This window comes from Streptomyces sp. NBC_00878 (assembly GCF_026341515.1).
Classification (GTDB): Bacteria; Actinomycetota; Actinomycetes; order Streptomycetales; family Streptomycetaceae; genus Streptomyces.
The window spans coordinates 5,021,502-5,034,590 of the sequence record NZ_JAPEOK010000001.1 but is presented as its reverse complement, the minus strand read 5'-3'; the positions used below and the strand labels follow the sequence as shown (position 1 = coordinate 5,034,590).

Sequence of the window (13,089 nt, the reverse complement as noted above, 5' to 3'; positions counted from 1 at the left end):
GCATCAGCGGTGGGCGGAGAGCTGCACGGTCGCCCGCCGCCTGTTCGAGGGCGATGTGCAGGTGGCGGAGCCATCCAGGAGGATCGGACATGGGCCCATTCTTTCGCGAGGGAAGGCAGCCCGTAAGGTGCCCTTCCTCGGCAGACGATGCCGTCGTCGTAGGTACGTACGGTGTCAGGAGCCGTCCGCGCCGGCTGAGGCCCTGCCGTGGCTACACCCCAGCGTCGCGCTCGCTGATCCGGCTTCCGTGTAGGGACAAAGAGAGCCGTCAGCCACTCGCGCTGCTCGGGGCGATGCCGAGGTTGCCGGGCGCCCGCGGGATGGCGCACTCGTCGGGCACGACGTCCCGCTCGTCACCGCCAAGTGGCAGGGCCCACGACGTGGCAGCCTGCAGCGAACTCAACCGAAACGTGGAGGCCAGGGCTCGGCGGACGAGCGGGCTAGCGAGTCACGCGGTAGCGCTGGTGGACGACTTTCGAGTTGAAGGTGCGGGTCTCGACGAGTTCGAGATCCACCTGGCGCTCGCGCCGGGGAAAGTACGGGATGCCGCCACCGACCAGCACCGGGTAGACCATGGTCTGGTACTCGTCGATCAGATCCAGCGCGGCCGCCTCGGCGGCGAGAGTCGCGCCGCCGATCGCGATGTCGCCCTCCCCCAGCCCGGCCCGCAACCGCTCGATCTCCTCCGCCAGGCCGCCGAAGGCCGGCCGGGCATTGCCCTGCACCTCCGGCAGAGTGGTGGAGAACACCACCTTGGGCAGCGGGTTCCAGAGCGCGATCCACTCGAGCTTTGAGTCGTCGAGCGATGGATCCTGGTCGGCCGTTTCCCAGTACAGCATCGTCTCGTACAGCCGTCGTCCCAACAGGTGGACGCCTACCCCGCGAATCTCCTCGATCCAGAAGCGAAAGACCTCCTCGTCGGGCACCGACCAGTCGAAACTGCCGTCCGGCCCGACGATGTAGCCGTCAAGCGAGACGCTCATCGAATAGGTCACGCTGCGCATCGGGAGTTCTCCTCGGTAGCGGGTTCAACAGTACGACCGCCGGACACCGCAGAACTCGTCGCGGCGCGCGGGATCCCTTGGTCCGAGTCACCTCACGAAATCAGGGTGGTGGGGTTGGGACGTTCCATGTCTCCGACGACCGCATGGTGGCGGTTGAACTCGTATCCGCCCGGGTGAAGATCACTCAGCCCAGCGAGATTGCCGTGTACCTGAGGGCGTTCGAGAAGCTGCGCAGCATGGCCGTGTACGGAGCCGACGCCCGCGCCCTGATCGTGAAAGCCATCGACGCGCTCCACTGACCCGGCCGGACGGGCTGGATGCGGTCTGTGGCCGGCGCGGCCGGCCCGTCGCTGTCCATGTGCCGGATCGTCACGCCGGCGGTACGGGATGAAGCGGGCCAGACGATGATCGTCCGCCTCCTGGTGGCCCAGGCGTCCACCGTTGCCGCGAGGATGTGCACGGAGCGGTGACAGTTGCTCATAGCGCCCACAACGACCGCAAAGTCGCGGAAGACTTCCCTCCCTCGCGCACCGCGCGTCGCACCGCCAGGGGGAGCCATGAGCGACAAGCCGCACCGTCCACCGCATCTCAGCGAGGAGCTTCGCCGTTTCCACAACGGTGACACCCTCGACGACATCCCTGTCGTGCGCCCGGCCGGTCCGGTCGCACTTGCCGGTCCGGCCGGACCGGTCGCCGCGGCGGTAGTACGCGGTCGGGTCCGGCCCCGCCTCCCGCTGCTCGCCCTCGTGATCCCGGTCGCGGGTGTCATTGGCGGGCTGGCCGGTGTCGGGGCGTTCGTTCTGGCCGATCATGGCCCGGAGTCGGCCGCACAGCCGACGTCTCCGGCCGCGCGTGCGGCCGCCGCGACCCCCGAACCTCCCGCCATGAGGAAGGCACCGGCTTCTTCCGCCCCGCCCACGCCGTCGCCGAGCCCGCCGCACGTGGCCGAGGCGCCGGTCCCCGCGGAGTCGGTATGGCAGGAACCGCGGCCCGTGCTGGAGCAGGTCCGTGTCATTCAGACGCCCCAGACGGGCGGCGACCCGGGCGCTTCGTACTGCCTGGTCTACACGGGCGGCTACTCCGGTCCGGAGCGCGAGGCGATCCTGCTCATGAACGCGGCGGGCTACCAGTGCCAGGACATGCTGCCGGTCGACCCGACGGGGCAGCAGCCTCCCTTCTCCACCGAGGCGCCGACGTGTGAGGTGCCCGCGCGGGCTGCCCTGCTCACCTTCGCCGAGGTGGGCGGCTGGGAGGACGAGCTGTTGTACACCTGCCTCTACCAGCACCGCGGCGCGTAGTTCGCGGCGGCGGTGCGCCTCGGCTCTGGCGTCACCATGGCGTCGGGCGGCGCCGCCTGGCGTCATCTGGCGCCATCCAGTGTCGCGCGGTGCCACCAGGGTGTCATTCGGGTGCCATTCGATGCCATATCGCGCTACTGCGACGCCATATCGCGCTCCTGAGAGTGGGTGAGCGCGCGTGGCGCCATGGTTGCTCAGGTAGACGCCATCATGTTTTTGCAGGTCAGGTCGTTTTCATCGGGCTCAGTCCCAGTGGTGTCACCTTGCGGCTTGCGTGCTGAGCCAATGTGGTGCCATCATGGCGTCATGGACCTCACCCCGTACGTCGAAACCCTCCGCCGCGAACTCGCGGTGGCTGCCGAAGCCGGTGGCGACGAAGCTCGCGAGCTGGCCGAGAGGCTCACCGCTCCCCTGGAGTCGGCGACCCGGCTGACCATGCTCAACGTGCTCTCCGCCGCGACGGACGAGATCACCCGCGAACTCGCCCCCGGCTCGGTCGACGTACGGCTGCGCGGGCTCGACCCCGACTTTGTGGTGACGCTGCCGCCCAGCGACGGCGGCGCCCCCGCGGAGCCGACCGCGCCCGTCGAACCGCTCGGCGCCCCGGCCTCGGCCCCGGCCGACGGCGACGAGGGCGGCACCGCTCGCGTCAACCTGCGTCTGCCGGCCCACCTCAAGGCCCGCGCCGAGGAGGCCGCGGCCCGCGAGGGCCTGTCGGTCAACGCGTGGCTGGTGCGCGCCGTGTCGGCCGCGGTCGACGGCGGCACCCGGCCGCGTACGACGGAGAAGATCCCGACCATCGGACAGAGCATCACGGGCTGGGTGCGCTAGCCGTGCCCCGCAGCACTTGACCAACACCATCTCTCGGCCAACACCACCTCTCAGCTCACACCACTTCACCCACACCACGTCCCACCAGCGGGGACGCCCTGAAGACCCAAGAGGACGGGACAGCCATGCCTTCTTTCGACACTCCCGAAGCGATCTCGGTCACGGCGCACGTGGAGGCCGGATCCATCCAGTTCACCGCGGGCGACCGCCTCGACACCGTCGTCGAGGTGCGCCCCCGCGATCCGAACAAGGACCTGGACGTACGGGCGGTCGATCAGACCGTGGTCACGTACGCGAGCGGCGCACTGACCGTCAGGACGCCCAAGTCCAATCTGTTCGGCCTCGGCCGCACCGGCACCGTCGACGTGACGGTCGAACTCCCCATGGGTTCGCGCGTCGACATGACCGGCGCCTGGGCCCAGGTGTTCGGCGAGGGCCGGCTCGGCGAGGTCCGTGTGAAGACCTCGTCCGGCGATGTCCGCCTCGACACCACCGGCCCGCTGCAACTGACCGCGTCGCACGGCTCGATCAGTGTGGACCGGGTCGAGGGCATGGCCGAGATCACCACCAGCTCCGGCAGCCTGCGCGTCGGCCTCATCGACGGCCCCGCCGTCCTGAAGAACTCGCACGGCACCACCACCGTCGGCGCCGCGACCGGCGAGCTGCGGGTGAGCGGCGCCAACGGCGACATCGAGATCCGGCGCGCCGAGGACTCGGTCACCGCCACCACCGCCCACGGCACCCTGCGCGTGGACGACGTGGCCCGCGGCACCGTCCAGTTGGAGACCTCCTACGGCGCCATCGAGGTCGGCGTCCGCGAGGGCACGGCCGCCTGGCTCGACGTCAGCTCGGGCTCCGGCCAGGTGCGCAACACCCTCGCCTCGTCCGACGCCCCGGAGAAGACCGAGGACGCCGTCAAGGTCCGCGCCCGCACCCGGTACGGCAACATCGACGTCCGCCGCGCCAAGGTCTGACCTCACCGAGGCCCTACTCCAAATTCCAACAGGGCCTGACTTCAACAGGGCCTGACTCCGGCAGGGCCTGACTCCAGCAGGACCTGACTCCGGCCAGGGCCCGACCTCGCAGGCCGGGCCCTGGCCGGAGAACCGAACCAGCCGCAACTCGTTCACCACCCCCCAGCCCCTTCAGCCTTCGAACGGGAGGGCCCATGCCTTCTTCTGTCATGTCCACGTCCAGCCGGACCGACGGTCACCCGTCGCCGACCGCCGTCTCCGCCATCGGTCTGCGCAAGTCGTACGGCGACAAGACCGTCCTCGACGGCATCGATCTGTGCATCCCGGCCGGGTCCGTGTTCGCGCTGCTCGGGCCGAACGGCGCGGGCAAGACCACCGCCGTCAAGATCCTGTCCACGCTCATCTCCGCCGACGGCGGGCAGGTCCAGGTCGCGGGCCACGACGTCGCCGCGTCACCGGACGGGGTGCGTGCCGCGATCGGCGTCACCGGGCAGTTCTCCGCCGTCGACGGGCTGATCACCGGCGAGGAGAACATGCTCCTCATGGCGGACCTGCACCACCTGTCCAAGCGTGAGGGACGGCACGTCGCCGCCGAACTCCTTGAGCGGTTCGACCTCGTCGACGCCGCCAAGAAGCCCGCCTCCACCTACTCCGGCGGTATGAAGCGGCGTCTGGACATCGCCATGACGCTGGTCGGCAGCCCGCGGATCATCTTCCTCGACGAGCCGACCACCGGTCTCGACCCGCGCTCGCGCCACAACATGTGGGGGATCATCCGCGAGCTGGTTTCCGACGGCGTCACCGTCTTCCTCACCACCCAGTACCTGGAGGAGGCCGACGAACTCGCCGACCGCATCGCCGTGCTCAACGACGGCAAGATCGCCGCCGAGGGCACCGCCGACGAGCTCAAGCGGCTCGTCCCCGGCGGGCACGTGCGGCTGCGGTTCGACGACCCGGCCGCGTACCAGAGCGCCGCCGTCTCGCTGAGCGAGGCGGCGCGGGACGACGAGGCGCTGTCGCTGCGCATCCCCAGCGACGGCACCCAGCGTGAGCTGCGCTCCATCCTCAACTGGCTGGACTCGGCCGGTGTCGAGGCGGACGAGCTGACCGTGCACACCCCCGACCTCGACGACGTGTTCTTCGCCCTGACCGGCGGCACCACCACCGTGCCCAACCAGCCCAACCAGCCCAACCAGCCCAACCAGCCCAACCAGCCTGGCCAGTTCAGCCAGTTCAGCCAGCTCGGCCAGTCCAAGGAGGACGTCCGATGAGCTCCCTCTCCCTCGCCGTGCGCGACTCGAACACGATGCTCCGCCGCAACCTGCTGCACGCGCGGCGCTACCCGTCCCTCACCCTGAACCTGCTGCTCACACCGGTCATGCTGCTCCTGCTCTTCGTCTACGTCTTCGGCGACGTGATGAGCGCCGGCATCGGCAACGGCGGCGGCGACCGGTCCGACTACATCGCGTATCTCGTCCCGGGCATCCTGATGATGACCATCGGCGGCACCACGATCGGCACCGCGGTGTCCGTCTCCATGGACATGACCGAGGGCATCATCGCCCGCTTCCGCACGATGGCGATCCACCGCGGGTCGGTGCTCATAGGGCACGTCGTCGGCAGCGTGCTGCAGTGTGTGATGAGCGTGGTCCTCGTCGGGGCCGTCGGGGTGGCCATCGGGTTCCGGTCCACGGATGCCACCGCCCTGGAGTGGGTCGCGGCGTTCGGGCTGCTCGCGATGTTCGCCCTGGCGCTCACCTGGATCGCGGTCGGGATGGGCTTGATCAGCCCGAACGCCGAGGCGGCCAGCAACAACGCGCTGCCGCTGGTCTTCCTGCCGCTCATCTCCAGCACCTTCGTCCCGGTCGACGCGATGCCGGGCTGGTTCCAGCCGATCGCCGAGTACCAGCCGTTCACCCCGGCCATCGAGACCCTGCGAGGCCTGCTGCTCGGCACCGAGATCGGCCACAACGGCTGGCTCGCGATCGCCTGGTCCCTGGCGCTGACCGTGCTGGGCTACTTCTGGTCGAAGGCCTCGTTCAACCGCGACCCGAAGTAGGCGACTTGAGCGAGCGTTCCCAGCGCGAGCGCGGCGTACGTCGACACCGTGTCGGCGTACGCCGCCTTTTCGCGACCAGCACAAGCAGGCGTCAGCCCGCCGTCAGTTCTGCCAGACCGGCCAGTTCCGTCGGTTCCGTCAGGTCCGGGAGCCGCAGTGTGTGCTGGGTCTGCAAGACCTTCGCCCGGAGGTAGCGGACGTTGTGGGCCGTCGTGAAGACGCCCGTCGGGACGCGGCGGCCGACCGTGATGCCGAGGTCCCGGAGCTGGTTCGCCTTGTCCGGGTTGTTCGAGAGCAGGTCCAGTTCCGTGATGCCGAGGGCTGTCAGCATCTGGGCCGCCGCCGTGTAGTCGCGGGCGTCCTCCGGGAGGCCCAGGGCCGTGTTCGCGGCGTACGTGTCGAGGCCCTGGTCCTGGAGGGCGTACGCGTCGAGCTTGTTGTAGAGGCCTATGCCCCGGCCCTCCTGGCGGAGGTAGAGGAGTACGCCGCCCCGGGTGGCGATCTGCTCGACGGCCTCGCGGAGCTGGGGGCCGCAGTCGCAGCGGGACGAGCCGAAGGCGTCGCCCGTCAGGCACTCGGAGTGGAGGCGGACGAGAGGGGGCGCCGAGGCCGAAGGGGTGCCGAGGACCATCGCCACGTGTTCCAGGCCGTCGGTCAGGCCGTGGAAGGTGACCAGTTCGGCGTCGACGCTGTAGCCGTCGTGGAAACGCAGCGGCACCCGGACGCGCGAGCGCTGGGTGGCGGCGGGGTAGTCGGGCATGCGGTTCTCCCGGTCCGATCTCTCAACTGCTTCAGATTTGAAGCAGCTCCTCGGAGCGAGACCTTACCCCATGCTTTAAAGTTGAAGCAATGCTTGGGAGCGGTTGTGCTGAGGTTTATGTGCAGGGTGTGGACGAGCGGCGGCGCCACGGGACGTCGTCCGGCGCCGCCTGCGGGTCATCTCCCTCCAGGCCCCGCGCGATCCCCGTGCAGATCTCCTCCAGCTGGCTCACCTGCTCGGGGGTGAGCTTGTCGAAGATCGCCGCGCGGACCGTTTCGGCATGGCCGGGCGCCGTGCGCTCCAGGACGGCCATCCCCTCGTCCGTGAGGACCGCGATGCTGCCCCGTTTGTCCGTGCGGCATCCTTCACGGCGTACCGCCCCGTCCTTCTCCAGCCGGGTCACCGCGTACGTCAGCCGGCTGCGGGTGATCTTCGTCCGTTCGGCGAGGTCGGTCATACGCAGGCTGCGGTCCGGGGCCTCGGAGAGGTTGGCCAGGATGGAGTAGTACAGGTGTGGCATGCCGGCCTCCTGCTGGAGCTGCCGGTCGATCGCGTCCTCCAGAAGATGGGAGGCGGCGATGTAGGCGCGCCAGGCGCGCTGCTCCTCGGGGGTGAGCCAGCGGGTCGTCATACCCCCAGTGTAGTTTTGTTTCAAACTTGAACCAAGACCGGCCCCTGAACCCTCCCCCTGACCCCGGACAAGCCCAGGCTCCGCCCCTGAAAGAGAGCGCGTCAATGCCTCACCCCTACGTCCTGTTGTCCGCCGCCGTCTCCCTCGACGGCTGCCTGGACGACACCGGCCCCGATCGGCTGCTGCTCTCCGGACCGGCCGACTTCGACCGGGTCGACGAGGTACGGGCCGAGTCCGACGCGATCCTCGTCGGCGCGGGCACCCTGCGCGCCGACAACCCCCGGCTCCTCGTCAACTCCGCCGAGCGGCGCGCGGCCCGGGTCGCCGCCGGCCGGCCGGAGTACCCGCTGAAGGTCACCGTCAGCGGCAGCGGCGACCTCGACCCCGACGCCAACTTCTGGTCCACGGGCGGCGAGAAGATCGTCTATACGTCCGACAAGGGGGCGGTGACGGCCGCCGAAGCGCTGCGCGGGCTGGGCGTCGACATCGTCCCCGTGGGCCCGGACGTCGACTGGCGGGCCGTACTCACCCACCTCCACGACGTACGCGGCGTACGGCGGCTCATGGTCGAGGGCGGCGGTCGCGTCCACACCCAGCTCCTCCGGCAGGGCCTCGCCGACGAACTTCAACTCGCGGTCGCCCCCCTCGTCGTGGGCGAGCCGGACGCGCCACGGCTGTTCGGGCCCGGCGACTATCCGGGCGGCCCCCGCAACCGGATGCGGCTGACCGAGACACGGCCCGTGGGCGACGTCGTCCTCATGCGGTACGTCCCCACCGCGCCCGGCACCGGGAACGTACCCTCCGCCGCCGACCACCGGTGGCTGGCCCTCGCCTGCGAACTGGCCGCCCAGTGCCCGCCCTCGCGGACCGCGTTCAGCGTCGGCGCGGTCGTCGTCGCGGCCGACGGTACGGAGCTGGCCCGCGGGTACTCCCGCGAGTCCGACCCCGTGTCGCACGCCGAGGAGGCCGCGCTCGCCAAGGTCGAGCCGGGTGATCCGCGTCTCACGACCGCCACGGTCTACAGCAGCCTGGAGCCGTGCGCCCGCCGGTCGTCACGGCCCGCGCCCTGCGCCCGGCTGATCCTCGACGCGGGCGTACGCAGGGTCGTGACCGCGTGGCGGGAGCCGGACACCTTCGTGACCGGCGCGGACGGGAGCGGGCTGCTGGCCGCGGCCGGTGCCGATGTCCTGGTGCTCCCCGAGTACGAGGCCGACGCGAAGTCGCCCAACCGGCATCTCGGTTGACGCGTACGACCGGCGCGCCGCCATCTCGGTTGGCCGGTGCGGTGATCGGCACGTTTCATGTCAAACCTCCGATGAAGCGCGGTCGACATCAATGCGTGTGCTTCGGGTCCCGCGGATGGCGTACAGTGGTCTTAACGACGCGGGGTGGAGCAGCTCGGTAGCTCGCTGGGCTCATAACCCAGAGGTCGCAGGTTCAAATCCTGTCCCCGCTACTGAAGGCCCAGGGCCGGAATCCGATTCAGGATTCCGGCCCTGGACGTTTCCCCAGGTGTTTTCACTCGCCCAACTCCCGTCGGCCGCCCGCTACTCCTGCTCTCGGAAGCCTGGACAGGTCGGGAGTCGTGGCGACCGCGGCCATCGTGAGATGCGTCGCTCTTTTCAGGCTCTGTCACTGGTGGTAGTCGAACGGCGTCCCTCCGCATAACAACTGACGCACCATCAACAAAGCCCCCATGCCTGAATGACGATCAACTCGCCCGTTTTGGCCCGCTCATCACCCGTAAGTCCAGGCCGGAGGTCGTAACGATCATCAGGAACAGCTTGGAATCCGGTACCGGGGTCCATTAACGTTCGATAACGCAGCGCGGTCGTCCCTGCCGTCACTAGAGTCGGCGCCGTGCGCACGCGCCGAATTCCGCAAGGGAACCGGGGAACCACCACTTGGGGTGAATCGCGTGTCTTTCGCGGTGGAACACACCGCGGTTGACGCGCGTAGGAGACCTTCCTGCTCCGAACCCGTCAGCTAACCCGGTAGGCGAGAAGGAAGGAAAGGAGTGCGCCTACGTGGCGTCCAACCGGCCTGCCCCCACCACCTCGTTCGCGCCGAGTGAGTCGTCGGGTGAGAAGAAGCCCGACACCTTCGGCTACGGCGTCCGCCAGGACGAGGAGACGTGGGAGGTCTGGAATCCCAGCGCGGAGACCGTCCTTCCCGTCCGCGGCCGGCACCGCGTCTCCAAGCAGCGCGGCGGAGGACTCGCCCGTAGCTCGACCGTTCTCGGCGTCGGTGTCATAGCCGCCGTCGGCGCGGGTGGCATGGCCTCCGCGCAGACCGGCAAGCCGCCGGTGTCGATCTCGATGCCCGACCTGCCCAATGTGGGCTCGCCGTTCACGGACGACGACACCCCCGAGGGCTCCAGCACGCCGATCACCTCCGTCGGCCTCACCACCGCCGACGCTGAGCAGGGCAACTCGGACGCGGGCGAGGCGCTGCGCGCCCGCATCATGCTCCAGGCCGAGCGGCAGCAGGACCAGGTGGACCGCGAGGCCCAGCGGGCCGCCGAGGCCGCCGCCGCGAAGAAGGCCGCCGACCAGGCCGCCAAGGAGCGGGACGCCGCCGAGGCCAAGGTCGCCGCCGCCAAGAAGAAGGCGGACGAGGAGGCCAAGGAGAAGGCCGAGGCCGCGCGCCTCGCCGAGCTCGCCAAGCAGTACACGCTGCCGACCTCCTCGTACACGATCACCTCGACCTTCGGGCAGTCCGGTGCGCTGTGGTCCTCCGGGTACCACACGGGTCTGGACTTCGCCGCTCCCACCGGTACGCCGATCAAGGCGGTCCACAGCGGCACGATCACCGAGGCCGGGTGGAACGGGTCGTACGGCTACCGCACGGTCCTCACCCTCGACGACGGTACGGAGCTGTGGTTCGCCCACCAGTCGTCGATCAACGTCAGCGTGGGGCAGAAGGTCAACACGGGCGACGTCATCGGCCGCGTGGGCGCGACCGGCAACGTCACCGGGGCGCACCTCCACCTTGAGGTCCACACCCCTGGTGGCGGCGACATCGACCCGATGGCTTGGCTGCGGGGCAAGGGGCTCACTCCGTAACACCGACGACCGGGTCGTCTTGGGCGCTTTGGGTGCCCGGGACGTGGTGTCTGGGGTGCCGGGTGCCTTGATTGCCTCGGGTCACGAGCGGTACGGGTTGTATGCGGGGTACGGCGTCTGTGCCGGGTGCGGGTTCGTGTACGGGGATCCGTAGCCCGGCCATTGGGGTGCCCTTGGTGCCGGAGCCGTCGCGTGGGCCGCGTACAGCAGGGCGGGGCGGGCCGGTTCGCGGCGCGTCCACAGTTCGTGGAGCAACTCCCGTTCGCGTAAGACGAAGTCGGCGTCCGCGCGGCCCTGATGTCCCCGGTGGCGCAGGAACGCCAGCGATGTCGCGTACGCCTCGTACTCCGCGACCGTCCGGCCCGCCGCGCGCCCGCCGTGGTGGGTGGCGTACTCGCGGGCCAGCCGCCGTGCCTTCATCGAGCCGAGGGCGAACGGTTCGGGGGCGGTGAGCCAGCCCGCCATGGCGTACGCGGGCAGTTCGGAGCGGATCGTGCCGAGTTCGCGCTGGCGGGTCCAGATCACCAGCCAGGTGAGCAGTCCGAACGTCGGGACCATGAACGCCGCGTAGACCGCGAAGAAGCCGTACTCGCCGAAGGCCGACGAGCCGTTCCACATCGCGTGCATGCCCATCGCGAGCAGCAGTCCGACGATCGGGAGCAGTACGCGGCGTACCTTGTGGCGGTCCGCGGAGAGCGCCGCGATGCCGAAGCCGATGCCCGTCAGTACGCTGAACAGCGGATGCGCGAAGGGCGACATGATCACGCGGACGAAGAAGGTCGCCGCCGTGACGGAGAAGAGGCCGGTCTCGCCGGAGAGCTGGTCCGTCCCGAACGCCGTGCCGAGGTAGAGGATGTTCTCGGTGAACGCGAAGCCGGTCGCCGTGACGCCGGCTATCACCACGCCGTCGAGGATTCCGGTGAACTCCCGTCTGCGGAACAGGAAGACGAGGAGCACCGCGGCCGCCTTCGCCGATTCCTCGACTATCGGCGCGATGACCGTCGCGCCGAGGGTGTCGGCGCTGGACGGGTCCGCCGTCGCCGTCGCTATCCATCTCGTCGCGAAGCTGTTCGCGACGATGGCTATCAGTGCGGCTGCGCAGGCGCCCCAGGCGAAGGAGAAGAGCAGGTTGCGCCATGGGCCCGGTTCCACTCGGTCCAGCCAGCGGAACGCGGCGACCAGGAGTGGGACGGGCAGTACGGCGAGGCCCAGGCCCACCAGGAAGCCCTCGGTGCCTGTCTGTTTGCGGACCAGGGCCAGGATGACGAGGCCGGAGAGGGCCAGCAGCGTGGTCAGGGCGCTGTAGCGGACCCACCTGCGGTGCCACCAGTGTGCGGCTCCGCCGGGGACGGTGGCGGGGGTGATGCTGGGGGCGACGCTGGGGGGTGGGCCGGACTGCGGGCTGGTGTGCGGGTCGTTGTGCGGGTTGTTGTGTGGGCCGGAGTGCGGTGGGAGTGGGGGACCGGTGGCCATGACAATGACCCTAACGAGGGAGGGGCTTGGGCCGCGAGGGCGCCCTGTCAGGGGCGCGGGGGCGCTGCGTGGTGTGGCTTCGCTGTGGGTGCGTTCATGTCTGTGGGTGGGTTCCCCTGAGCGGGTGGGTTCCTTTGAGTGGGTGCGTTCACCTGCGTGGGCGTTCGGCTCCTACTACTTGTGCGGTACGCGGCGGAAGAGCAGGTCGTTCACCACGTGTCCCTTGTCCAGGCCCTGGCCCTCGAAACGTGTCAGGGGACGGAAGTCGGGGCGCGGCGCGTAGCCGCCGTCCGGCTGGGTGTTCTCGAAGTCCGGGTGGGCGGTGAGGACTTCGAGCATGACCTCGGCGTACGGCTCCCAGTCCGTGGCGCAGTGCAGCAGCGCGCCCGGCTTGAGGCGGGACGCGGCGAGGGTGAGGAACTCGGGCTGGATCAGGCGCCGCTTGTGGTGGCGCTTCTTGGGCCACGGGTCCGGGAAGTAGACACGGAGGCCGTCGAGGGAGTCCGGGGTCAGCATCTCGCGGAGCAGGATGATCGCGTCGCCGTTGGCGACACGGAGGTTGGACAGGCCTGATTGGTCCGCGAGGTTGAGCAGGTTGCCCTGGCCCGGGGTGTGGACGTCGACGGCGAGGATGCCGGTGTCGGGGGCCTCGGCGGCCATCTGAGCGGTGGCCTCGCCCATGCCGAAGCCGATCTCCAGGATGACGGGGATGTCCGCGCCGAAGAGTTCCTTGAGGTCGAGGTGTCGTTGTCCGTCGATGTCGAGGCCCCACTTGGGCCACAGGCGCTGGAGGGCGTCCGCCTGGCCGTGGGTGACGCGGCTTCGGCGGGGCTGGAAGCTGCGGATTCGGCGCTCGAAGTGGGAGCCGGCCGGGTCGGCGCGAGGGCCGTCGGGGAAGCGGGGCTCGCCCTTTGGGCGGGGGGTCCGGGGCATGGAGGAGTCAGACACAGTACGTCGATTTTACGGGGTGGGCGCTCGCGGTGGCCGTGCGCCG

General features: G+C 69.7%; 14 protein-coding genes, 1 tRNA gene, 1 pseudogene and 1 riboswitch. Of the genes and pseudogenes, 10 read left to right on the top strand and 6 right to left on the bottom strand.

Translation table 11 applies throughout. From position 1 onward, the window contains the following. Positions 1-268: 268 nt before the first annotated feature. Both OHA11_RS21330 and OHA11_RS21325 read right to left on the bottom strand, forming a co-directional pair. Positions 269-403: a hypothetical protein gene (locus tag OHA11_RS21330; RefSeq protein ID WP_266498667.1), complete on the bottom strand. Its 135-nt coding sequence runs from the start codon at positions 401-403 to the stop codon at positions 269-271. Positions 404-440: 37 nt separating this feature from the next. After that, positions 441-1,004, bottom strand: coding sequence for a dihydrofolate reductase family protein (locus tag OHA11_RS21325; protein WP_266498665.1), 564 nt, complete (start codon positions 1,002-1,004; stop codon positions 441-443). A 119-nt stretch (positions 1,005-1,123) separates the two neighbouring features. Between OHA11_RS21325 and OHA11_RS21320 the strand changes: the two are divergent. The 7 genes and pseudogenes from OHA11_RS21320 to OHA11_RS21290 form a co-directional block, all read left to right on the top strand. Further along, positions 1,124-1,303, top strand: a pseudogene (locus tag OHA11_RS21320) (transcriptional regulator); the annotation flags it as partial. Positions 1,304-1,321: 18 nt separating this feature from the next. Beyond that, the gene (locus tag OHA11_RS21315) at positions 1,322-1,474 is read left to right on the top strand and encodes a hypothetical protein (RefSeq protein ID WP_266498664.1); all 153 of its coding nucleotides are present in this window, start codon (positions 1,322-1,324) and stop codon (positions 1,472-1,474) included. An 87-nt stretch (positions 1,475-1,561) separates the two neighbouring features. Beyond that, positions 1,562-2,302 carry a hypothetical protein gene (locus OHA11_RS21310; protein ID WP_266498663.1) on the top strand — a complete coding sequence of 247 codons (741 nt, stop codon included), beginning with the start codon at positions 1,562-1,564 and terminating at the stop codon, positions 2,300-2,302. Between the two features lie 306 nt (positions 2,303-2,608). Then, a complete protein-coding gene (locus OHA11_RS21305) occupies positions 2,609-3,133 on the top strand; it encodes a toxin-antitoxin system HicB family antitoxin (RefSeq protein ID WP_266498661.1) in 525 nt (174 codons plus the stop codon). A gap of 125 nt (positions 3,134-3,258) precedes the next feature. After that, positions 3,259-4,107 carry a DUF4097 family beta strand repeat-containing protein gene (locus tag OHA11_RS21300; RefSeq protein ID WP_266498659.1) on the top strand — a complete coding sequence of 283 codons (849 nt, stop codon included), beginning with the start codon at positions 3,259-3,261 and terminating at the stop codon, positions 4,105-4,107. A 194-nt stretch (positions 4,108-4,301) separates the two neighbouring features. Continuing rightward, positions 4,302-5,378 (top strand): ATP-binding cassette domain-containing protein, encoded by a 1,077-nt coding sequence (locus OHA11_RS21295; RefSeq protein WP_266498657.1) that lies wholly within the window; start codon positions 4,302-4,304, stop codon positions 5,376-5,378. Continuing rightward, positions 5,375-6,166, top strand: a complete 792-nt coding sequence (locus OHA11_RS21290) for an ABC transporter permease (RefSeq protein ID WP_266498654.1) — start codon at positions 5,375-5,377, stop codon at positions 6,164-6,166. The genes OHA11_RS21295 and OHA11_RS21290 overlap by 4 nt, the downstream gene beginning before the upstream one ends. A gap of 91 nt (positions 6,167-6,257) precedes the next feature. Here the strand turns inward: OHA11_RS21290 and ribA are convergent, their stop codons facing one another. After that, the gene (gene ribA, locus OHA11_RS21285) at positions 6,258-6,926 is read right to left on the bottom strand and encodes a GTP cyclohydrolase II (protein ID WP_266498652.1); all 669 of its coding nucleotides are present in this window, start codon (positions 6,924-6,926) and stop codon (positions 6,258-6,260) included. Positions 6,927-7,041: 115 nt separating this feature from the next. Next, a complete protein-coding gene (locus OHA11_RS21280) occupies positions 7,042-7,557 on the bottom strand; it encodes a MarR family winged helix-turn-helix transcriptional regulator (protein ID WP_266498651.1) in 516 nt (171 codons plus the stop codon). Between the two features lie 104 nt (positions 7,558-7,661). On the opposite strand from OHA11_RS21280, the gene OHA11_RS21275 reads away from it, so the two are divergent. From OHA11_RS21275 to OHA11_RS21265, 3 genes are all read left to right on the top strand, one after another. Then, complete coding sequence (locus tag OHA11_RS21275) at positions 7,662-8,801, top strand: dihydrofolate reductase family protein (RefSeq protein WP_266498649.1); 1,140 nt, start codon at positions 7,662-7,664, stop codon at positions 8,799-8,801. 138 nt (positions 8,802-8,939) lie between these two features. Next, positions 8,940-9,013: transfer RNA gene (locus OHA11_RS21270), tRNA-Met, on the top strand. Between the two features lie 403 nt (positions 9,014-9,416). Beyond that, positions 9,417-9,573: riboswitch (cyclic di-AMP (ydaO/yuaA leader) on the top strand. Between the two features lie 11 nt (positions 9,574-9,584). Beyond that, positions 9,585-10,622, top strand: a complete 1,038-nt coding sequence (locus OHA11_RS21265; protein ID WP_266498648.1) for a M23 family metallopeptidase — start codon at positions 9,585-9,587, stop codon at positions 10,620-10,622. Between the two features lie 81 nt (positions 10,623-10,703). Here OHA11_RS21265 and OHA11_RS21260 read toward each other — a convergent pair whose 3' ends face one another. Beyond that, complete coding sequence (locus OHA11_RS21260) at positions 10,704-12,095, bottom strand: PrsW family intramembrane metalloprotease (protein WP_266498647.1); 1,392 nt, start codon at positions 12,093-12,095, stop codon at positions 10,704-10,706. A gap of 174 nt (positions 12,096-12,269) precedes the next feature. Beyond that, the gene (gene trmB, locus OHA11_RS21255) at positions 12,270-13,028 is read right to left on the bottom strand and encodes a tRNA (guanosine(46)-N7)-methyltransferase TrmB (protein WP_266498646.1); all 759 of its coding nucleotides are present in this window, start codon (positions 13,026-13,028) and stop codon (positions 12,270-12,272) included. Positions 13,029-13,089: the final 61 nt, after the last annotated feature.